Origin of the sequence: Leifsonia sp. ZF2019 (genome assembly GCF_019924635.1) — a bacterium.
Taxonomy (GTDB): Bacteria; Actinomycetota; Actinomycetes; order Actinomycetales; family Microbacteriaceae; genus Leifsonia.
The window spans coordinates 2,872,725-2,894,175 of record NZ_CP065037.1 but is presented as its reverse complement, the minus strand read 5'-3'; the positions used below and the strand labels follow the sequence as shown (position 1 = coordinate 2,894,175).

At 71.0% G+C, this 21,451-nt stretch carries 18 protein-coding genes and 1 tRNA gene; 12 read left to right on the top strand and 7 right to left on the bottom strand.

Features of this window, described 5'->3' with window-relative positions:
- The first annotated feature begins 75 nt into the window (after positions 1-75).
- From IT072_RS14290 to IT072_RS14270, 5 genes are read left to right on the top strand one after another with little or no spacing between them, the layout of a single operon-like run.
- On the top strand, positions 76-1,080 hold the full coding sequence (locus tag IT072_RS14290) for a phosphotriesterase family protein (protein WP_223357526.1): 1,005 nt from the start codon (positions 76-78) through the stop codon (positions 1,078-1,080).
- Entirely contained in the window at positions 1,077-2,003 is a 927-nt protein-coding gene (locus IT072_RS14285) for an ROK family protein (protein WP_223357525.1), read from the top strand. Before IT072_RS14290 ends, IT072_RS14285 begins: the two co-directional genes overlap by 4 nt.
- Positions 2,000-2,983: an ABC transporter permease gene (locus tag IT072_RS14280; RefSeq protein ID WP_223357524.1), complete on the top strand. Its 984-nt coding sequence runs from the start codon at positions 2,000-2,002 to the stop codon at positions 2,981-2,983. Before IT072_RS14285 ends, IT072_RS14280 begins: the two co-directional genes overlap by 4 nt.
- A 10-nt stretch (positions 2,984-2,993) precedes the next feature.
- Positions 2,994-4,220, top strand: coding sequence for an alanine racemase (locus IT072_RS14275; RefSeq protein WP_223357523.1), 1,227 nt, complete (start codon positions 2,994-2,996; stop codon positions 4,218-4,220).
- Positions 4,217-4,957, top strand: a complete 741-nt coding sequence (locus IT072_RS14270; RefSeq protein ID WP_223357522.1) for an ATP-binding cassette domain-containing protein — start codon at positions 4,217-4,219, stop codon at positions 4,955-4,957. The genes IT072_RS14275 and IT072_RS14270 overlap by 4 nt, the downstream gene beginning before the upstream one ends.
- 32 nt (positions 4,958-4,989) lie before the next feature.
- Here the strand turns inward: IT072_RS14270 and IT072_RS14265 are convergent, their stop codons facing one another.
- Positions 4,990-6,822: an ABC-F family ATP-binding cassette domain-containing protein gene (locus IT072_RS14265; RefSeq protein WP_223357521.1), complete on the bottom strand. Its 1,833-nt coding sequence runs from the start codon at positions 6,820-6,822 to the stop codon at positions 4,990-4,992.
- Between the two features lie 29 nt (positions 6,823-6,851).
- A complete protein-coding gene (locus IT072_RS14260) occupies positions 6,852-7,388 on the bottom strand; it encodes a GNAT family N-acetyltransferase (RefSeq protein ID WP_223357520.1) in 537 nt (178 codons plus the stop codon).
- A gap of 53 nt (positions 7,389-7,441) precedes the next feature.
- Here IT072_RS14260 and IT072_RS14255 point away from each other — a divergent pair, with 53 nt between their 5' ends.
- A complete protein-coding gene (locus IT072_RS14255) occupies positions 7,442-9,043 on the top strand; it encodes an acyl-CoA dehydrogenase family protein (protein WP_223357519.1) in 1,602 nt (533 codons plus the stop codon).
- 13 nt (positions 9,044-9,056) lie between these two features.
- Here the strand turns inward: IT072_RS14255 and IT072_RS14250 are convergent, their stop codons facing one another.
- The gene (locus IT072_RS14250) at positions 9,057-11,570 is read right to left on the bottom strand and encodes a glycosyltransferase (protein ID WP_223357518.1); all 2,514 of its coding nucleotides are present in this window, start codon (positions 11,568-11,570) and stop codon (positions 9,057-9,059) included.
- 139 nt (positions 11,571-11,709) lie between these two features.
- Positions 11,710-12,222 carry a MarR family winged helix-turn-helix transcriptional regulator gene (locus tag IT072_RS14245; RefSeq protein WP_223357517.1) on the bottom strand — a complete coding sequence of 171 codons (513 nt, stop codon included), beginning with the start codon at positions 12,220-12,222 and terminating at the stop codon, positions 11,710-11,712.
- Positions 12,223-12,324: 102 nt separating this feature from the next.
- On the opposite strand from IT072_RS14245, the gene IT072_RS14240 reads away from it, so the two are divergent.
- The 3 genes from IT072_RS14240 to IT072_RS14230 all read left to right on the top strand — a co-directional run bounded on the left by IT072_RS14240 (position 12,325) and on the right by IT072_RS14230 (position 14,831).
- A tRNA-Gln gene (locus tag IT072_RS14240) sits at positions 12,325-12,396 on the top strand.
- 32 nt (positions 12,397-12,428) lie between these two features.
- Entirely contained in the window at positions 12,429-13,853 is a 1,425-nt protein-coding gene (glmU, locus tag IT072_RS14235) for a bifunctional UDP-N-acetylglucosamine diphosphorylase/glucosamine-1-phosphate N-acetyltransferase GlmU (RefSeq protein WP_223357516.1), read from the top strand.
- Positions 13,854-14,831 (top strand): ribose-phosphate diphosphokinase, encoded by a 978-nt coding sequence (locus IT072_RS14230; RefSeq protein WP_223357515.1) that lies wholly within the window; start codon positions 13,854-13,856, stop codon positions 14,829-14,831.
- A 102-nt stretch (positions 14,832-14,933) separates the two neighbouring features.
- Here the strand turns inward: IT072_RS14230 and IT072_RS14225 are convergent, their stop codons facing one another.
- The 3 genes from IT072_RS14225 to IT072_RS14215 all read right to left on the bottom strand — a co-directional run bounded on the left by IT072_RS14225 (position 14,934) and on the right by IT072_RS14215 (position 17,809).
- Complete coding sequence (locus IT072_RS14225) at positions 14,934-15,278, bottom strand: hypothetical protein (RefSeq protein WP_223357514.1); 345 nt, start codon at positions 15,276-15,278, stop codon at positions 14,934-14,936.
- A 96-nt stretch (positions 15,279-15,374) separates the two neighbouring features.
- Positions 15,375-16,784 carry an NADP-dependent phosphogluconate dehydrogenase gene (gndA, locus tag IT072_RS14220; protein WP_442786810.1) on the bottom strand — a complete coding sequence of 470 codons (1,410 nt, stop codon included), beginning with the start codon at positions 16,782-16,784 and terminating at the stop codon, positions 15,375-15,377.
- A gap of 101 nt (positions 16,785-16,885) precedes the next feature.
- Complete coding sequence (locus tag IT072_RS14215; protein WP_223357512.1) at positions 16,886-17,809, bottom strand: NAD(P)-dependent oxidoreductase; 924 nt, start codon at positions 17,807-17,809, stop codon at positions 16,886-16,888.
- Between the two features lie 92 nt (positions 17,810-17,901).
- On the opposite strand from IT072_RS14215, the gene IT072_RS14210 reads away from it, so the two are divergent.
- From IT072_RS14210 to IT072_RS14200, 3 genes are all read left to right on the top strand, one after another.
- A complete protein-coding gene (locus IT072_RS14210) occupies positions 17,902-18,954 on the top strand; it encodes a D-2-hydroxyacid dehydrogenase (RefSeq protein ID WP_223357511.1) in 1,053 nt (350 codons plus the stop codon).
- Positions 18,955-18,981: 27 nt separating this feature from the next.
- Positions 18,982-19,782: an IclR family transcriptional regulator gene (locus tag IT072_RS14205; RefSeq protein WP_223357510.1), complete on the top strand. Its 801-nt coding sequence runs from the start codon at positions 18,982-18,984 to the stop codon at positions 19,780-19,782.
- Positions 19,783-19,962: 180 nt separating this feature from the next.
- Positions 19,963-21,393: an MFS transporter gene (locus tag IT072_RS14200; RefSeq protein ID WP_223357509.1), complete on the top strand. Its 1,431-nt coding sequence runs from the start codon at positions 19,963-19,965 to the stop codon at positions 21,391-21,393.
- Positions 21,394-21,451: the final 58 nt, after the last annotated feature.

The window sequence follows — 21,451 nt, the reverse complement described above, 5'->3', positions numbered from 1 at the left end:
TCGATCGCCCCCGTCGGCCGCCCGCCCTCGCCGTCACCTGCATTTCGAGATCCCGCACCACAGGAAGAGAGACCGATGACGTACGTCACGACCGTCCTCGGCCCCGTCCCCGCCGACCAGCTCGGCCGGGTCATGCCCCACGAACATCTGCTGTCCCTGGTCCCGGGTCCCTGGCTGACCGGCGCCACCAGGGACGACGCCGTCGAACGCGCCGTCGACGCCCTGGCCGGCCTGCCCGCCCTGGGCTTCCGGACTGTCGTCGACCTCAGCCCCTACAACGTCGTCGGCCGTGACGCGGACGGAGACAACGTCTCGCTGCTGGTCGAGATCGCGTCGCGCACCGGGCTGCACATCGTCTCCGGAACGGCGCTGTACCTCGAGTCCTACGCGCCGGACTGGGCGAGAGGCGCCGATGTCCGCGAGCTCACCGAGCGACTCGTCTCGGACGCGACGACGGGCATCGGCGGCTCCGGCGTCCGGGCCGGGGTGTTCGGCGAGCAGGCGACCAGCCTCGGCGAGATCACGCCGCACGAGGAGAAGTGCCTGCGTGCCGTCGCCCGCGCGCAGCGCGAGACGGGACTCGCCGTCATGACGCATACGACGCACGGCACGGAGGCGCTCGAGCAGCTCGACATCCTCCGCGAGGAGGGCGTCGACCTCGATCGCGTCGTCGTGGGGCACGTGGACACGCAACTGGGCGGCGAGCTTCCTCGCCGCGTGATCGATGCCGGCGCGCGAGTGGCGATCGACACGATCGGCAAGGAGGACTGGGACTTCTTCCTCGGCCCGCCCGGGTCGCGCGAGGACGGCGAGTACGAGAAGCGTTCGTTCCATCGTTCGGACTCCGGGCGTGCCGACCTCGTCGCCGCTCTCGTCGAGGACGGGCTGGAGGAGCGGATCCTGCTGGCGCAGGATCTCACGGGAGCCGAGGTCTGGATGAATCCCGGCACGCACGGTGTGCACGGTTACTCGTACCTCGGTGCGGTGTTCCTGCCGATGCTGCGGGAACGGGGCGTGTCCGAGCGCGCCATCGATCGTCTGACCGCGGGAAACCCCGCCGACGTCCTGAGGATGGCATGAGCGCCGCGGCCCGGCCGCTGGTCGTCGGCATCGACCTCGGCGGGACGAAGGTCCGGGCGGGGGTGGCCGCGATGGATGGCGCCCTCCTCCACGAGGTCGTCGAGGCGACGAGGCGCGGTCCCGGACTCCTCGCGCAGCTCGCCGAGCTGATCGGTCGAATGGAGCGCACCGCCGGCGGCCGTGTCGTCGCGACCGCGATCGGCGGCGCCGGTGTGCCGGACGACGATCAGGGATCGTTCAGTCTCGCCCCCAACCTCAGCGGTCTGGACGGCGTCGGTCTGGTGGGTGAGCTGGAGACCAGGCTCGGCCACCGGGTCGTGATCGAGAACGATGTGAACATCGCCGCCCTCGGCGAGCTCTCCGACGGCGTCGGCAGGAGCGAGCCCAGCTTCGCCTTCGTCGCGGTCGGCACCGGGATCGGCGTCGGCCTCGTGCTCGACGGCCGGCTCTGGAGCGGCGCCGCGGGTGGCGCAGGCGAGGTCGGCTACCTGCCGATCGGCGCCGACCCGCTCGATCCGGCCAACCACCGTCGAGGGGCGCTCGAAGAGCGGCTGGCAGGCGACGCCCTCGCGCGGCGCTACGCCGAGGCGGCGGGGGAGACCGGACCGGTGAGCGCCCACGAGGTGTTCGACCGCGCGGCCGCGGGAGATCCCGCCGCGGTGAGCGCCCTCGACGAGGAGGCGCGTTGGCTCGCCTACGCCCTCGTCTCCCTCGAAGCGGTCGTGGATCCCGGACTGTTCGTGCTCGGCGGCGGGATCGGGGGCCGCGTAGAACTCCTCGCCCCGCTCCGCGCGTGGCTCGTCCGGCTGGGGCGCGCCTCCGTACGGGTGCGCCTGAGCACCCTCGGACCGTCGGCTCCCGTGCTCGGGGCCATCCGGCTCGCCATCGACACCGCGACCAGAACAGAAAGAGAAGCATCATGACCGTCATCCCCCACCAGGACGGGAGAGCGACCCTCGGCGAGCGGCTGCGCCATTCCGACTGGCGCCAGTACGTCGTCTACATCGGATTCGTCGTCGTCTTCGTCTACTTCGCCATCACCCAGGGCGCGAACTTCCTGAACATGACCACCCTGGTCAACATCGTGACGCAGGCCACGCCGATCACCGTCATGGCGGTCGGTGCGGTCTTCGTCCTCAGTCTCGGTCAGATCGACCTCTCCATCGGATCGACCGTCGCGTTGGCGGCCCTGACCGCAGCGGTGACGCTGCAGGCGACGCACCAGTGGTGGCTGTCCGCTCTCGCCGGGCTCGCCGTCGGCGCGCTGATCGGACTGGTGAACGGCGCCTTCGTCACTCTCGTCCGGCTGCCGTCGTTCCTCGTGACGCTGGCCACGATGGGGCTGGTCGCCGGACTCGCGCAGCAGGCGACCAACCTGCAGTCCGTCCCGGTCACCGACCCCGTCTTCACCTGGATCTTCGGTGCGGGGACCCTGCTCGGTGTGCCGATCCTGGTGTGGTGGACGGCGGTGGTCGTCGCACTCGGGTGGCATGTGCTCCGGCAGCGCCGGTTCGGCGCCCACGTGCTCGCGGTGGGCAACAAGGCGGCTGCGGCGTCGGTCAGCGGCATCCGCACCACGCGCATCACGATGATCGTCTTCGTGATCTCGGGGGCGACAGCCGGGCTCGCCGGGCTGCTCTACGCCGGACGTCTCGCCGGCGCCACGTACACGCTCGGCGGATCCGACCTGATGAGCGTGCTCGCAGCGGTGATCGTCGGCGGCACCGCGCTCACGGGCGGAAGAGGGTCGATGATCGGCGCCCTCGTGGGAAGCCTGTTCATGAGCATGATCAACTACGGCCTCCTCCTCGGCGGCCTCACGGTGGCGCAGCAGATGATCGTTCGCGGCGTCATCATCCTCATCGCGGTGTCCCTCTCCCTCCGCGCCAAGAAGAGCAGTTAGGACCGACCGGATGTTCCTCGACCTCCTCCGACGCCGCAACCCGGACCTCCTGCGGGCCGCGGCCCGCTTCCATCGCTCCGGCGACATCCCCCCGAACACGTATGTGATCGACCTCGATGCCGTCGCGCGCAACAGCGCGGCCCTCGCGGCCGAAGCGTCCCGGCTCGGCCTCACTCCATTCGCCATGACCAAGCAGATCGGGCGCAATCCGGACGCATCCCGGGCGATCGCGGCGGGCGGCATCGACCACGCGGTGGGCGTGGACCTCGAATGCGCCGTCGCCGCAGCCGCCGGAGGCCTGCGCACCGGGCATCTGGGCCACCTGGTCCAGATTCCGCGGCACCGTGCCGCAGAGGCCGCGCGCCTCCAGCCGCTCTACTGGACCGTCTTCAGCGACCGAAAGGCCGCCGAGGCGGGCGCTGCGGCGGTGGCCGCCGGACGTGAGCAGGACGTGCTCGCGCGGATCGTCGCGCCCGGCGATCGCTTCTACCGCGGCCACGAAGGCGGTTTCGCCGCCGAGGACATCGTCGCCGTCGCCGACCGGCTCGACGCGGTGCCCGGGCTGCGCTTCGCGGGCATCACCACGTTCCCCGCCACCCTGTTCGACGCTGAGACCCGCACCGCGCGCCCCACCCCCAACCTCGGGACGCTCACGCGCGCGCTCGAAGCGTTGCAGGCGGCGGGCCGCACCGACGTCCAGGTCAACGCGCCCGGAACCACGTCGGCCAGCATCCTCGCATCGCTCGCGGGCGCCGGCGCCACCCAGGTCGAGCCGGGTCACGGGCTCACCGGCACGACGCCGTTGCACGCGGCGGAGGATCTGATCGAGGATCCGGCGATCGCCTACGTCTCCGAGGTCTCGCACGTTCACCAGGGCGATGCCTACGTGTTCGGCGGCGGCCTCTACGTCGACCCGGTGCTGAGCGGCGGCTCCACGAACGCCCTCCTCGTCGGAGACGGCGTCGATCCGATCGACGCCCCGGAGCTGCGGGTGGACATGCCGGCGGCGGACGCGATCGACTACTACGCCACCGTGCCGATCGACGGTCGCGCGGTGGAGCCCGGCGACACCGCGCTCTTCGGCTTCCGTCCGCAGGTCTTCGTGACCAGGGGGCTCACGGCGGGTATCGCCGGCCTCTCGACCGGACATCCCGTCGTCGCCGGCATCTGGTCGGCCGACGGATCCGCACCACTCACCATCGGCGACGCCCTCGCCGCAACCGGGAGGACAGCATGACCGCACGGACACCCCTCCGGCTGGATGGGATCACCAAGCACTTCGGCGGAATCGTCGCGATCAAGAGGTTCGACCTCGAGATCGAGGCCGGTCAGATCGTCGCCCTGGTCGGCGACAACGGCGCGGGGAAGTCCACGCTCGTGAAGATCATCTCCGGCCTGTACCAGCCCACGGCGGGCGAGATCCATCTCAACGGCGAGCGTACGGCGTTCCGCGACCCGTCCGACGCCCGCGCGAAGGGTGTGGAGGTCGTCTACCAGGACCTCGCGCTGGTCGACCTCCAGCCGGTCTACATGAACATGTTCCTGGGGCGGGAGTTGCGCCGCGCACCGTTCGGCGTCCTCGACCGCCGGAGGATGGCGGCCGAGACGCAGACCCTCGTCGACGAGCTCGACGTCCGGATCCCGTCGGCGCGCGCCACCCTGAGCGACCTCTCCGGAGGCCAGCGCCAGGGCATCGCGATCGCGCGCGCGACGCACTGGGCCAGCAGCCTGGTGCTGATGGACGAGCCGACGGCCGCTCTCGGCGTCGCGGAGACCGCCAAGGTGGAGGAGCTCATCCTCAAGCTGAAGGAGCGTGGCGCGGCCGTCCTGATCGTGAGCCACAACATGGAACAGGTCTTCCGGGTCGCCGATCGGGTGACCGTGCTGCGCCGAGGCACGCAGGTCGCCACCCGCGACGTCGCGGACGTGTCGCACAACGACCTCGTCGCGATGATCACCGGTCTGCAGTCATGACGGCAGGAGCGTGAATGCGAGCCGGGTCGGACTCAGCCCAGCGCCTCCGTCAGCTCGAACCAGCGGGTCTCCAGCTCCTCGACCTCGCGCTCCTTCGCGGTGATCGCCTCCATCTCGGTGGCGAGGCCGACGTAGTCGGACTGGTCGTGGTCGGCGAGGGCGGTGCGGGCGGCGCCGATCTGCTCCTGGAGCTTGCCGAGGCGGCGTTCGAGGGCCGCGACCTCCTTCTGGGCCGCGCGCAGGTCCGCCCCGGCGAGCGTCGGGGCTGCGGGGGCGGAGGCGGTGGACGCTGTCGAGCCCGATGCTGTCGAGTCCGACGCCGGCGCGGCGGCCGTCGCTCCGCGCTTCTCCTCCAGCGTGCGCAGCCGCAGGTATTCGTCCACGCCGCCGGGGAGGTGCCGCAGGTGCCCGCTCAGGATGGCGAACTGCTGATCGGTCACGCGCTCGATGAAGTACCGGTCGTGGGACACGACGATCAGGGTCCCGGCCCACGAGTCGAGCAGATCCTCCATGGCCGCGAGCATGTCCGTGTCGAGGTCGTTGGTGGGCTCGTCGAGGATGAGCACATTGGGCTGGTCGAGCAGGATGAGCAGCAGCTGGAGGCGGCGCTTCTGGCCGCCCGACAGGTCCTTCACCGGGGTGGAGAGCTGGGCCGACGAGAAGCCGAGCCGCTCCAGCAACTGGGCGGGCGTGAGCGCCTGCGCCTTGGAACCGCTGCCGATCGTGTACTCGGTGCGGAGGCGGCCGATGACGACGCGGACCGGGTCGTCGAGGTGCTCCTCCAACTCGTCCAGGCGCTGGGTCAGCGTCGCCACGCGCACGGTCTTGCCGCGCTTGACCCGACCGGAGGTCGGCTCGAGCGTCCCCGAGACGAGATCGAGCAGCGTCGACTTGCCGGCGCCGTTGACGCCGAGGATGCCGGTGCGCTCGCCCGGGGCGATGCGCCACTCCACGTCGCGTAGCACGGGGCGCTCGCCGTAGGAGACGGAGACGTCGAGCAGGTCGACGACGTCTTTGCCGAGGCGCGAGACGGCGAGCGACTGGAGCGCGACACGATCGCGGATCTCCGGGACGTCGGAGATGAGCGCGTTGGCGGCGTCGATGCGGAACTTCGGCTTGGAGGTGCGGGCCGGCGCGCCGCGGCGGAGCCACGCCAGCTCCTTGCGCGCGAGGTTCTGGCGGCGCTGCTCGATCGCGGCGGCCTGCCGGTCGCGCTCGACGCGCTGCAGGATGTACGCCGCGTAGCCGCCCTCGAACGGCTCGACCACGCGGTCGTGCACCTCCCAGGTGAGCGTGCAGACCTCGTCCAGGAACCAGCGGTCGTGCGTCACGACCAGCAGGCCGCCCGCGGTGGCCGACCAACGGCGCTTGAGGTGCTCGGCGAGCCAGGTGATGGCCTCCACATCGAGGTGGTTCGTCGGCTCATCGAGCGCGAGCACGTCCCAGTCCCCGGCGAGGAGGCGGGCCAGGGCGACACGGCGGCGCTGGCCGCCCGAGAGCGTGTCGAGGCGGGCCTCCCAGTCGAGGTCGGCGACCAGCCCGGCGATCACGTCGCGCACCCGGGCGTCGCCCGCCCACTCGTGCTCGGCGGCGTCGCCGACGACGGCGTGACCGACGGTGTCCTCGTCGTCCAGGGTGTCCGCCTGGTCCAGCACGCCGATGCGGACGCCGCTGCGGACGGTGACGCGCCCCGAGTCGGGCTCGCGGAGCCCCGCGAGCATCCCGAGCAGGCTGGACTTGCCGTCGCCGTTGCGGCCGACGATGCCGATGCGGTCGCCCTCGTTCACGCCGAGAGAGACGGAGTCGAAGACCACTCGGGTCGGAAATTCGAGGTGCAGGGCCTCGGCCCCGAGAAGATGTGCCATGTCCCTTCAAGGGTACAGAGGACGGGAGCTCACGCGGTCCGCTCGAACAGCTCCATCGCCGTGTTGTAGTAGGCGTCGCTGACGCCGAGGCTCGTCATCCCGATCCGCTCGCACACGCGCTGCGACGCCCGGTTGTCCGGATACGTCACCGCGAGGACGCGCGGGCACCCGTCGTCGAGCGCCGCGGCCAGCAGCGACCCCGCCGCCTCCGTCGCGTATCCGCGGCCCCAGTGCGCAGGATGGAAGTGCCAGCCGATCTCGGTGTCGCCGCTGGGGCGCAGCGGTTCGCTCGCGCCGGAGGCGGGCAACGGCTGGAGCATCACCGTTCCGAGCGGCTCGCCGGTCGCGGCGAGCTCGACGACACGGTAGGCGCGGAACCGGTCCTCACGGCGGCGCAGCCGGCGCACGAGCGCCTCGGCCTCCCGCAGGTCGGCCATGACCCGCGGGGTGCGGCCGAGGAACCGCTGAACCTCCCAGCGCGAGTACAGCTCGAAAGCGAACGTCGCGTCCCCGTCCCGCCAGCGCCGCAGCAGCAGACGGTCGGTGAGGAGATCCGGGATGCGCACACCGTCCACGGTAGCCTCCACCCGTCCCGGGGCCCCGGGTAGACTCCCACCGCATGGGCACCCACACCGTCGTGAACCAGCCTCCGCCGCGCACCGACCTCGACGAGTTCGCCGCGAACCTCCCGCTGCAGGAGGCGGTGCACCGCTACGACGCCGGCTGGGCCGTGCCCGCGCTCGGCGAGTCCGGGCGTCTGGTCGGGTCGGCCGCGTTCCAGGCCGACGCCGAGCGGGCGAACACGCGCGAGCCGCAGTTGCGCGGCTTCGATCGCTGGGGCAACCGCCTCGACGAGGTGGAGTACGACGAGAGCTACCACCGGATCATCCGCTCTGCGGTCGCCGCCGGCGCGCACACGTCGGCGTGGGCCGAGCCGCGGCCGGGCGCGAACGTCGCCCGCGCCGCCACTTTCCTGCTCTTCGCGCAAGTGGAGCCGGGGCACGCCTGCCCGGTCTCGATGTCGCACGCCGCCGTCCCCGCGCTGGCCGCGGACGACGTGCTCGCCGCCGAGTGGGTGCCGCGCCTCCTGAGCCGTGACTACGACGGGCGTCTCGCAGCGGGCAAGACGTCGGCGCTGTTCGGCATGGCGATGACCGAGAAGCAGGGCGGCTCCGACGTGCGCGCCAACACGACGCGTGCGCTCGCCGCCGGCGACGGCCGCTGGCTGATCACCGGCCACAAGTGGTTCTGCTCGGCGCCGATGTCGGACGCGTTCCTGGTGCTGGCGCAGACCGCCGGCGGGCTGAGCTGCTTCGTCGTGCCCCGGGTGCTGGGCGACGGGACGCGCAACGTCTTCCTCATCCAGCGCCTCAAGGACAAGCTGGGCAATCGCTCCAACGCGTCGAGCGAGGTGGAGTTCGACGGGACCATCGGCTTCCTCCTCGGCGAGGAGGGGCGCGGAGTGCGCACCATCCTGGAGATGGTCAACCGCACGCGGCTCGACTGCATCCTGGGCAGCGCGGCCGGCATGCGGCAGGCCGTCGCCGAGGCCGCCTGGCACGTGCGCCATCGCTCGGCCTTCGGAGCGCGCCTCGTCGACCAGCCTGCGATGACCGCCGTGCTCGCCGACCTCGCGCTGGAGTCCGAGGCGGCGACCGCCGTCTCCCTCCGGTTGGCGCGAGCCCACGACGCCGACGCACCGGACGAAGACGTCGCGTTCCGGCGCCTGGCGACCGCTGTCACCAAGTACTGGGTCTGCAAGCGCGGCCCCGGCCATGCCTACGAAGCCCTCGAGTGCCTCGGCGGCAACGGCTACACGGAGGCCTTCCCGCTCGCGCGCCGCTACCGGGAGCAGCCCGTGATGGCGATCTGGGAGGGCTCGGGCAACGTGATCGCCCTCGACGTGCTCCGGGCGCTCGCGCGCGAACCCGCGAGCCGCGAGGCGTTCGACGCCGAGCTGGCCGCCGCGCGCGGGACGCACCCGGAGTACGACGCCCACCACGACCGACTCCGCATCGCGCTCGACACGGCCGACGAGTCGTCCGCTCGCTCGACCGTCTCCGCGCTCGCCGTCGCACTGCAGGCGTCGCTGCTCATCCGTCACGCGCCGCCGGCCGTCGCCGACGCGTTCGTCGCCGCCCGACTCGGCCCCGAGCGCGGGTCGCTGTACGGGGAGCTGCCGCGGGGCGTCGACACGGTGGCGGTCGCGGCGCGGGCGTGAGCGCGCCGCCGGGCTACGGCTTCTCGGCCAGCGCCCGGGTCGCGCCGATGGCGCGGTAGAACTCGCCGACGGCCTTGCGGTTGTAGGCGGCGGAGTCGAAGCGGCCGGCCGGCACCGTGCCGGCGAGGAAGGCGCGCATCCCGTCGGCCACGCCGTCGTCGGTCTGCGGGACGACCAGCCCGCTGCCCGCCGGGAGGGCGTTCTTCGCGGAGGCGAACTCGACCGTCACGATCGGCAGGTCGAGCACGAGGGCTTCCAGGATGACCATCGGCTGGCCCTCGTAGTCGCTGGAGAGCACGAAGCAGTCGGCGGCGGCCATGATGGCGTGCGGGTTGCGCTGCATGCCGGTCAAGAAGGCGGCGTGCTCGAGGCCGAGCTCGGCGATCAGGGCCCGGAGGTCGTCGGCGAGCGGACCGGAGCCGACGATCACGAGACGCGTCTTCGGATTCTCGGCGTGCACGGTGGCGAACGCGCGCACCAGCCGCGCCTGGTTCTTCTCCGGCGAGAGCCGTCCCACGTTGACGAACGTGGTCACGTCGTCGTCCGCGAGGAGCGCCTCCGCCCACTCGGGAACGATCCCGGTCTCCTCGTCGAAGGCCACCTTGTGGAGGTCGGCCCGTGCGTTCTCGAGGATGTGCTCGGCATCGACCGTGTTGAGCGCCGAGAGGAACTTCTCGGGGGCGGCGTACTCGGCGAGGGCCTCCCGGTTGATGTCGGAGAGGGTGGGCGAGACGGAGACGAGGTGGTCGTACTGCCCGTAGAGGGTGAAGATCTGCGTGAGGCTGTGCAGCATCTTCTTCTCGCCGTTGACCTCGCGGTGCGCGTCGGAGGCGAGGTCGTTGTGCAGCCAGATGGCGCGCTGGGCGTCGGGGGAGTGCAGCAGCAGGGCGGCCCAGAACGGTCCGTAGCCGGAGAAGTCGACCACATAGTCGAAGCGGCTCTCACCGAAGCAGCGGTACCACTCGTCGTCCCAGAGGCGGTTCTGCGCCGGCACGTCCGCGTGCTCCGCGATGCGGCCGCGGCGGAAATGCAGGTGCCGTGCCAGGTGCAGCAGCTTCGCCCCGTTCATGCCGCCGACGCGCGGGAACTGGCGCACCGCCGGGTGGATCTGCTGCTGCTTGGCGATCGTCGGCCGCGATCGGCTCTGCGCGAAGAACGCCGACACGTCGTACTGGTCGTGATCGAGGTTGTTCAGGAGGTTGAGGGCCGAGGTCGTGATGCCGTTGGGGCGCATCCCGCCCAGGTAGAGCAGGATCTTCCGACGGCCGTCGTCCGCGAGGTCGTCGCGCAGCCGGTAGCCGTCGCGCGCGCCGCGGAACACGATGTCGACGACCCTGTCGGCGGCGTGACCGTCCTCATACGGAGTGAATCGGCGCTGCATGGAGTCGTAGCGCTCGCGGTCCGCCTCCGGCACGCGATCGCCGTCGGCGGCGATGCGGGCGATCGCCTCGCCGACCTCCCGCGCCGACTCGTACACCGGACCGGGCCACTCGTCTGGCTCGAAGTAGAGTCCGCGGGTGCCGGCGTAGTCGGCGAGGTCCGGGGTGAAGAACACGATCGGGCGGCCGGTCCGGAGGAAGTCGAAGAAGATGCTCGAGTAGTCGGAGATCAGCAGGTCCGAGGCGCCGAGCACCAGATTGGTGGGGATCTCGTTCGGGACGAGCAGCCGCTTCAGCTCGGGGCGGTGGGCCGCGAGCGCGTGCACGGACTGGTGGGTCTTGAGGAGCACGACGTACCGGCTGGTGTCGAGCTGCTCCTCGATGCGGTGGATGTGCTCCAGCATCTCGTCGAGGTCGTCGGTCGGCCGCCCGAAGGTCGTGCCCTTCCACGTGGGCGCGTAGAGCACGACCGCGCGGTCGCCGAGCGGGATGCCCGCCGCCGTGAGACGGGTGCGCACGGCGGCGCGCCCCGCGTCGTCGAGGAACTGCCGGTCGATGCGCGGGTAGCCTTCCTCGACGAGGGTCCCGCGGTAGATGCCTCTCAGCTTGTACGCCGTCTCGTACATCTGCTCGGTCATGAACGGGTTCGCGGAGAGCAGATAGTCGGCCTGGACGAAGTTGCGGAGGATGTTCGCGGCGCCGAGCGCGCCGTCCTCGATGTCGTATCCCATCCGCTTCAGGGGCGTGCCGTGCCAGGTGTTGAGGTACACCTGGCCGTCGCGCTTCGAGAAGTCGGGAGGGAAGGTCGCATTGTTGACCAGGTACTGGCTGGTCGCGAGCGCCCGGTAGTACGAGGCCGAGCCGTAGCGCACGAACGTCACCCGGGGGTCTCCCGAGAACTCGTCGATCGCCGACCGGTACTGGTCGAAGTCGGAGAGCGCCCACACGTGGGTGAGATGCTGCAGATCGGGAGCGGCGAGCAGCGCCCGGAAGACGGCCTCCGGGTTGTCGAGCATCCCGTTGCCCGAGAAGGACTCGTAGAAGACGCTCCCGGCGACCAGCGGCTGGCGGCGCCAGTGCGCGTGGATCTCGAACCGGGCGGCGCGTTTCACCCGCGACGGCAGGCGCTTCAATCGGGAGAGTCTCATCGCCAGCGAGTTTATGAGAGCGGGATAACGGTCTCCTGGGAGTGGGGCACGAGCCGGCTGCGTGCGCCCCTCCGCGGATGTGGACCGAATGTCGAGTTGGAGGCGCGCTTACGCCACATTCGGTCCACATGGGCGAGGGTCAGGCGTCGAAGCCGAGGCTCAGCTTGCGCAGGAGGGACGCCAGCCGCTCCTGGTCGGAGGGCGAGAGCGCCTCGAGCAGATCGGCCTCCGCGTCCACGAGCCGGGTGATCGCGGCGTCGACGCGCGCGAGGCCCTGGGCGGACATCTGCACCAGGATGCCACGGCCGTCGTTCGGATCGGTGCGACGCTCGACCAGGCCGCGGGCCACGAGGCGGTCGATCCGGTTGGTCATGGTGCCGGAGGAGACGAGGGTCTGCTGCAGGAGGGATTTCGGGCTGAGCTGGTAGGGGGCTCCGGCGCGTCGGAGCGCCGAGAGCACGTCGAACTCCCAGGAGTCGAGGTCGGAGCGGTCGAAGGCCGCGCGGCGGGCGCGGTCGAGGTGCCGGGAGAGGCGGTCGACGCGGGAGAGCACCTGCAGCGGGGAGAAGTCGAGGTCGGGGCGCTCGCGCAGCCATGCACCGACGATGCGGTCCACCTCGTCGCGCGGTCCATCGTCGCGTGCGTCACCCATCCCTCCATCGTATTCACCGCTCGGCCTGTCTCGTCGCGCGCTGTGCCCACCTGATGCACGGGACGCGTCTGGCAGACTGTCATCTGCGCGTCTCCCGCGCGGTCCGCCTTGGTGTAATGGCAGCACGACAGCCTTTGGAGCTGTGAGGTCCAGGTTCGAGTCCTGGAGGCGGAGCGGCATCCCGCCGCATCGACCCTTGGAGGGACATGACCGACCAGAATCTCGCCATCGTCGTTCTCGCGGCGGGGCAGGGGACGCGGATGAAGTCCGCCACCCCGAAGCTCCTGCACGAGCTCGGAGGCATCCCGATCGTGGGGCATGTGCTCGCCACGACGCGCGAGCTCGACGCGGCGCACGTCGTCGCGGTGGTGCGGCACGAGCGCGACCGTCTGGCCGCGGTCATCGAGGCCGACCTGCCGGAAGCCGTGATCGTCGACCAGGACGAGATCCCGGGCACGGGCCGCGCCGTCGAGCAGGCCGTCGCGGCGCTTCCGGCCGACTTCGCCGGAGACGTGCTGGTCGTCAACGGCGACGTCCCGCTGCTCGACGCCGAGACCCTGCGCGGGCTCATCGCCGACCACCGCGGGAGCGGCTCGGCGGCGACCATCCTCTCCAGCTTCCCCGCCGATGCCACCGGGTACGGCCGCATCGTGCGCAACGCCGCCGGCACGCTCGACCGCATCGTCGAGCACAAGGACGCCACGGCGGAGGAGCGCGCCATCGGCGAGATCAACGCCGGCATCTACCTCTTCGGGGCGGCGGCACTGCGCGACATGCTCGCGGCGGTCACCACCGACAACGCGCAGGGCGAGAAATACCTGACGGATGTCATCGGCCTCCTCCGCGAGGCGGGTTTCGACGTCGACGCCCTCCCCGTGGCCGACTCGTGGCTCGTCGAGGGCATCAACGACCGCGCCCAGCTCAGCGAGATGGCGGCGAAGCTCAACGCCCTCATCGTGCGCACCTGGCAGCTCGCCGGCGTCACCGTGCAGGACCCGGCCACCACGTGGATCGACGTCAAGACGAAGCTGGCCCCCGACGTCACGATCCTGCCCGGCACGCAGCTGCGCGGCGCGACCCTCGTCGAGACGGGTGCCACGATCGGACCGGACACGACCCTCCTGGACTGCGAGGTCGGCGCCGGCGCGACGGTCACGCGCACCGACGCGACGCTCGCCGTGATCGGCGCCGGGGCGACCGTCGGCCCGTTCGCCTACCTGCGACCGGGAACCGTCCTCGGCGCGGACGGCAAGATCGGCACCTTCGTCGAGACGAAGAACGCCACCATCGGCGCGGGCACCAAGCTGGCGCACTTCAACTACGTCGGCGACGCCGAGGTCGGCGAGAAGTCGAACCTCGGCGCCGGCGTCATCACGGCGAACTACGACGGCGTGCACAAGCACCGCACCGAGATCGGCTCGCACGTGCGCGCAGCCAGCAACACCGTGTTCGTCGCGCCGGTTAGGATGGGTGACGGAGCGTACACGGGAGCGGGAACCGTCGTCCGCAAGGATGTCCCGGCCGGCTCGCTGGCCATCACCGTCGCCCCGCAACGCAACATCGAAGGCTGGGTCGCGCAGAAGCGACCGGGCACGGACGCCGCCCGAGCTGCGGAAGAGAGCGGAGAATAAGTGTCTGGGATCACCGCGAACGGCCAGAAGCGCCTCGTCCTCATCTCGGGGCGGGCGCACCCCCAGCTGGCCCGGGAGATCGCCGACTGCCTCGGCAGCGAGCTGGTCCCGACCGACGCGCGAACCTTCGCGAACGGCGAGATCTATGCCCGGTTCGACGAGAGCGTCCGCGGGTCGGACGCCTTCGTCATCCAGTCGCACACCTCGCCGATCAACGAGTGGCTGATGGAGCAGCTGATCATGGTCGACGCGCTCAAGCGGGCGTCGGCCAAGCGCATCACCGTCGTCGCGCCGTTCTACCCCTATGCCCGACAGGATAAGAAGGGCCGCGGCCGCGAGCCGATCTCGGCCCGCCTGGTCGCCGACCTGTTCAAGGCGGCGGGCGCCGACCGCATCATGTCGGTCGACCTCCACGCCGCTCAGATCCAGGGCTTCTTCGACGGCCCCGTCGACCACCTCTTCGCCATGCCGGTGCTCCTCGAGCACATGCGCCGCGAGCTCGACCCGGCGACCCTCACGGTCGTGTCGCCCGACATGGGCCGCGTCCGCGTGGCCGACAACTGGAGCGACAAGCTGGGCGTCCCGCTCGCCATCATCCACAAGCGCCGCGACCCGCTCGTCCCGAACCAGGTGTCGGTGCACGAGATCGTGGGTGACGTGGAGGGCCGCGTCTGCCTCCTGGTGGACGATCTGATCGACACGGGCCGCACCATCGTCAAGGCGGCGGAGGCGCTCAAGGCCAACGGCGCCACCGGCGTCGTCGTCGCGGCGACGCACGCTGTGTTCAGCGACCCCGCGGTCGAGCTGCTGCAGTCGGACGTCATCGACTCGGTCGTCGTCACCGACACCCTGCCGCTGCCCGAGCACAAGCGCTGGGACAAGCTCACGGTCCTGCCGATCGCCCCGCTTCTCGCGGACGCGATCGAGCAGGTCTTCACCGATGGCTCGGTGACGTCGATGTTCGACGGGGCCGCGTAGCCCCGGACGCACGCGCAGAATCGACCGCGCACTCGACCCCGTCGAGCGCGGCCTGATCCGAGGGTGTCGCCTGATCCGAGGGTGTCGCCGGGTCGGCGACGCTCAGGGGAGGGAGTGCGGCGCCGACGGGATGAGGCCGAGCGGCGCGACGAACGTCGCGTCGCCCTCGGTGTTGAGCGCGTAGCACTGCCAGCCCGGCCCTGCGGGGGCGACCAGCTCGAAGCGGGCGGAGGATCCCGTCGCGTCGGGCTGGTAGTGGCGCACGTAGACGCCGCAGGTGTACTCGGCCGTGGACGTCTGCATCCCGATGGTCAGCAGGATGCCGGGCAGCAGCAGCCCGCCGAGCGCGAGCACCACGACGACGCGGATCACGATCACGCGCCGGGCGCGCGGCGACCGGTCGATGGGCTCGTACGCCGCCAGCTCAGGATGCTCCTCGTACGTCACCCTCCGAGTCTCACCCGTCGCGGCCCCCGAGTACACAGAAAGTGCTCCGAATCGGGCGGATTCGGAGCACTTTCTGTGTACGCGGGGGCTGTGAGCCTAGTGCGAGGAGCCCTCGGTCTCGATCTCGGTGCGGTCGCCCGACCACAGCGTGTGGAAGGTGCCGTCCTTGTCGACGCGCTTGTAGGTGTGGGCGCCGAAGAAGTCCCGCTGTCCCTGCACCAGCGCGGCCGGGAGGCGCGTGGAGGCGAGCGAGTCGTAGTAGGACAGCGCGGAGCCGAACCCGGGGACCGGCACGCCCGAGAGCGCGGCCGTGGCGACGATGCGGCGCCACGCGGCCTCGCCCTCGCGGACCGCGTCCGCGAAGTACGGCGCCTCGAGCAGGGTGGCGATGTCGGGGTTCTCGTCGTACGCGTCGGCGATGCGGTTGAGGAACTGGGCGCGGATGATGCAGCCGCCACGCCAGATCTTGGCGATCTTGTCCTTGTTGATGGTCCAGCCGTACTTCTCGGCGCCGGCGATGATGGCGTCGAAGCCCTGGGCGTAGGCGACGACCTTGGACGCGTAGAGCGCTTTGGAGACGTCGTCCGCGAATGCGGCCACGTCGGACGCCTTCTGCACCTCGGGGCGGGACCGGATGGTCGCCTGCACGGCGGCGCGCTGGTCCGGCTTGGAGGAGACGGCGCGGGCGAAGACGGCCTCCGCGATGCCGCCGACCGGCACACCGAGGTCGAGCGCGTTCTGCACGGTCCACACGCCCGTGCCCTTCGACCCGGCCTGGTCGAGGACGATGTCGACGAACGGCTTGCCGGTCTCCGCGTCGACCTGGCGCAGCACCTCCGCCGTGATCTCGATCAGATACGACTCCAGATAGCCCTGGTTCCACTCCGAGAACACGTCGGCGATCGCGGCGGGCTCGAGGCCGCCGACGGTGCGGAGCAGGTCGTACGCCTCGGCGATGAGCTGCATGTCCGCATACTCGATGCCGTTGTGGATCATCTTCACGAAGTGGCCGGCGCCGTCGGTGCCGACGTGGGTCACACAGGGCTCGCCCTCGGCGACCGCGGCGATCGACGACAGGATCGGGCCGAGGGTCTCGTACGACTCGGCCGAGCCTCCCGGCATGATCGACGGGCCCTTGAGCGCGCCCTCCTCACCGCCGGAGATGCCCGCCCCGACGAAGTGGATGCCGGTCTCGGAGATGCGCTTCTCGCGGGCGATCGTGTCCTGGAAGTTCGCGTTGCCGCCGTCGACGATGATGTCACCCGGCTCGAACCGCTCGGCGAGCTGATCGATGACCGCGTCGGTGCCCTTCCCGGCCTGGACCATGATGATGGCGGTGCGCGGCTTCGCCAGCGACGCCACGAAGTCGTCGATGGACTCGGAGGCGACGAACCCGGCCTCCGGGTGGGCGCCGATCAGCTCTTCGGTGCGCGCGTAGGTGCGGTTGTAGACGGCGACCGTGTTGCCCTCGCGGGAGGCGAGGTTGCGGGCAAGGTTCGACCCCATCACCGCCAGTCCGACGACTCCGATGTTGGCGGTTGCTTCCTGTGACACGTGGTGCTCCTTCGTGCTCGGTGATCTGCTGCGGCGGGTGCCGCGTCGAGGGGTCAGGGGAGGGTGTGGTCGGTGGCGGGGGAGGAGGCGGCGATGAAGCCCTGGGCGACCGTGATGTCGTCGTCGCCGAGACCGGCCTCCACCAGTCGGCGGAAGAAGTCCTGCAGCGTCGTGAGCTGGGGAGTGGCCGTCGCGGTGCGCTCCGCCTCCGCGCGGGCGAAGCCGAGGTCTTTCACCATGAACTTCGCCGGCCCGGAGACCGAGTAGTCCTTCTCGGCCAGACGCTGTTTGCGCGACTCGAGCAGACGGCTTCCAGCGTAGCCGCCGCCGAGCAGGTCGAGCAGTCGCGTTACGTCCAGGCCCGCGCGCTCGGCGATGACCGTCGCCTCGCTGAGGGCGACGATGGTGGAGGCGACGATCATCTGGTTGCAGGCCTTGGCGACCTCGCCAGAGCCGAGCGGGCCGAGCAGAACGGGCGTGCCCATCGTGGACAGGATGGGCTCGGCGCGGGCGAAATCGTCCGGGTCGCCGCCGACCATGATGGCGAGCGAGCCGGCCTCTGCGCCGTCCGTCCCTCCGCTGACCGGGGCGTCGAGCACGCGGACGAGGCCGTCGGTCCGGGCGTCCAGCTCGGCGGCGAGGTCACGGATCCCGTCGGGCGCGGAGGTGGAGCCCACGATCAGCAGCAGCGGGTGGTCGACGCCGGCCAGGAGGCCGTCCGGACCGTCCAGCACCGAGCGCAGCTGCGGGAGGTCGGGGAGCATCGAGAGCACGATGTCGCTCTGTGCGGCGAGGTCACGGGCGGTCGGAGCGACGACCGCGCCCGCGGCCCCGGCATCGTCGAGGGCGGCGCGCGTGCGTCCGTGCACCACCACGGATGCGATGCCGCTGCGGAGCAGGTTGAGCGTCATCGGGCGGCCCATGTTGCCCAGCCCGAGGACGCCGACGGTGGAGCGAGGCTGTCGTTGGCTCGTCATATGGTCAGTATAGTGAACGCGGTTCAGTAGAGTGAATCCTTGGTAGACTGTCTCCGTCTACCGGACTCTACCCGCAGACAGTGAGGACGAAGGTGACCACCACCGAGCTCCGCGTCGCCGTGGCGACGCCCCTGAAGCCCGAGCATGCCGACCTCCTGGTGGAGCGCGAGCCGCGCATCCGCCTGGACTTCGAGCCGGACCTGCTGCCGCCGATGCGCCACCCGGCCGATTTCGGCGGCGACCCCGGCTTCCGGCGCACGCCCGTTCAACAGGAACGCTTCGACGCCATGATCGACGCGGCGGACGCCGTCTACGGCGTGCCCGATCTCGATCCGGCTCAGATCGCCCGCGCGGTCCGTGCGAATCCCGGCCTCCGTTGGATGCACACGATGGCGGCCGGAGGAGGAGGCACGGTCAAGGCCGCGAAGCTCACCGCGGAGGAGTTGGAGCGCGTCGCCTTCACGACCTCCGCCGGGGTGCATGGCGGCCCCCTCGCCGAGTTCGCCCTTTTCGGCCTGCTCGCCGGGGCGAAGGGCCTGCCGCGCCTGCAGGCCGACCAGCGGGATCGCGACTGGCCCGGACGGTGGGGGATGGGTCAGCTGGCCGAGCAGACCGTGCTCGTGCTCGGCCTGGGCGGGATCGGGGCGGAGGTCGCCCGGCTGCTGAAGGCGTTCGGCGCCCACGTGATCGGGACCTCCCGGCACGAACGCGCCGTCCCCGACGTCGACGAGGTGGTGCGACCCGCCGCGCTGGCCGACGTCGCCGGCCGCGTCGACGCCGTGGTGGTCGCCCTTCCCGGGACGGCCGCGACCGAGCGGATGCTGGGCGCGGCGTTCTTCGAGGCGGCGAAGCCCGGGCTGACGGTGGTGAACGTCGGCCGCGGCACCGTGATCGACGAGGGCGCGCTGCTCGCCGCCCTCGAGGCGGGCCGCGTCGGCTTCGCCGCCCTCGACGTCACGGCGGTCGAGCCGCTGCCGCAGGAGAGCCCGCTCTGGGCGCACCCGCGCGTGCTGATCAGCCCGCACACGGCCGCGTTGACGACCGGGGAGGAGCGCCGCATCGCAGAATTGTTCGCAGACAACGCCACGCGCCTGCTGGACGGGCGCCCGCTGCGCAACCGGGTCGACACCGTCGACTTCTACTGACGCGGCGACGACCGATGAGGAGCCGACATGTCCGATGCCGCAGAGAAGGCTCCCGCGGTCGCGCGGGCCGTGCGGGTGCTCGATCTGCTCGGCGACGCCCTCGGTGAGCCGCTGACTCTGAGCGAGCTGGCGCGCGGGCTCGGCGCAGCCAAGTCGTCGACGCTCAATGTGGTCTCCGCGCTGGAGGAGGGCGGCCTCGTCCGCCGCAACGACACCGGCTACGTGCTGGGTCGCAAGGTCGTGGAGCTGGGCGGCGCCTATCTCCGTGCATTCGACCCGGTGCTCGAGTTCTATCGGGCCTGCGCCGACTCCGAGCTCCTGCGCCATGAGCGCACCCAGCTCGCGGTGCTCGACGGCACGCACGTCATCTACGTCGGCGCGCACGTGGGCCGCGCGCCGTTCCGCCTCTCGGCCGGTATCGGCTCCCGCTACCCCGCCTCGATCACGGCGGTCGGCAACGCCCTGCTCGCGGAGCTGAGCAACGACGAGATCGCGCGTCGCTTCGCCGACGACGAGACCCGGCCCGGATTCACCGACCAGTCCACGACCTCCCTCGACGGGCTGATCGCCAAGATCGACGCGACGAGGGAGCGCGGCTACAGCCTCGACCACGGCGAGGTCTATCCCGGGCTCGCCGGGTTCGCGATCGTCGTCCCGCCGCAGTCGAGCGGCGAGGTCTCGCTGGCGCTGGGGGCCTCCCTGCTGGAGTCGGCCTTCACCGACGACGTGCTGGCCGCGCTGCTCACGGAGCTCCACATCGTCGGCCGCCGGATGTCCAACCCGATGAATCTCGCGACGGAGGCGCTGACCGGGCACATCGTCGCCTGACGTGCCGGAGCGGTGCTGTCACCGGACGAAAAGTGTTCAGTGGGTTGAACCGTGTTCAGCATAGTGTTATGGTCGACCGCAGCGGGCGACGACGCCCGTGCAAGCCGACCCCCGACGACGATGTCACGCGACGACGTCACGCGACGACGCCGAGGGGGTCCTGTGCAGGAGGACACCCCGATGAGCACTGACCGCTCTGCGAGCGAACTGCGCGGCTCGAACGACCCCGACTACGCGGCGAACCTGCGCCGCGCCACTCTGGCCTCCAGCGTCGGAAGCGCGCTGGAGTACTACGACTTCGCCCTCTACGGACTGGCCTCCGCCCTCGTGTTCGGCCAGCTGTTCTTCCCGGCCCTCGGGCCGGGCGCGGCCGTCGCCGCCGCGTTCGCCACCTACGCGGTCGGCTTCTTCGCCCGGCCATTCGGCGGCCTGTTCTTCGGAGCGCTGGGGGACAAGATCGGCCGCAAGGCCGTCCTGATCGTCACGATCGCGCTCATGGGAGGCGCGAGCACGCTCATCGGCGTGCTGCCGACCGGGGAGCAGATCGGCGTCTGGGCGCCGATCCTCCTCGTGGTCCTGCGCGTTCTCCAGGGCTTCGGCGCCGGGGCGGAGCAGGCCGGCGCGACCACGCTCATGGCCGAGTACGCTCCCGTCCGCCGGCGGGGATACTTCGCGTCGCTGCCGTTCGTCGGCATCATGATCGGCACCATCCTGGCCTCGGTCGTCTTCTTCCTGCTCGGCCTCGTGGACCGGCAGATCGTGCACGACTGGCTGTGGCGCATCCCGTTCCTCGCGTCGGTGCTGCTCATCATCGTCGCCATCTTCATCCGGCTCCGCCTGCGCGAGTCGCCGGCCTTCATCACCCTCGAGGCGCAGGAGCAGGTCGCGAAGAACCCGCTCGGCGAGGCGTTCACACAGTCGTGGCGCACCATCATCCGGGGCATCGGCCTGCGGATGGCGGAGAACGGCGGGTCCGCGCTCTACCAGACGCTCGCGGTGACCTTCGTGACCACCGTGGTCGGTGCCGAGCCGTGGATGGGCCCCCTGGCGATCGCCATCGGCGCCGCCCTCGGCATCATCGTCATCCCGTTCGCCGGCTCCCTCAGCGACCGGTTCGGGCGGATGTGCGTCTACCGCATCGGCGCGCTCATCCAACTCGTGCTCGCCGTCCCCGCCTGGTGGCTGATGTCGATGGGGTCGGTCTGGCTGATCATCCCCGTGCTCGCGATCACCTACGGCGTCGGCGTGAACGTGATGCTGGGCGCGCAGTGCGCCACCCTCCCCGAGCTGTTCGGCAACCGCCGCCGGTACATCGGCGTCGCGATCTCGCGCGAGTTCAGCGCCGTGCTCGCGGGAGGCATCGCCCCGCTCATCGGCGCCGTGCTGCTCGGCGCGTTCGGGAACTCCTGGTGGCCGCTCGCGATCTACGTCCTCGCCCTGACGGCCATCACCCTCTGGGCGACGTTCGTCACGCCCGAGACGCGGGCCCGCGACCTCAACCTCCTCACCGACGCCATCGACGACTCGTATGTCGACGTGACGAGCCGCCCGTCGCCGACCGTGTCGCGCCGGGAGCACCAGCGCACGCTCGCGGCGTCGCGCGCCCACTGATGCGGCTCGCCCGCGTCCGCACCGGCCGCAGTCTCATCCCCGTGGTGTGGTCGGACGG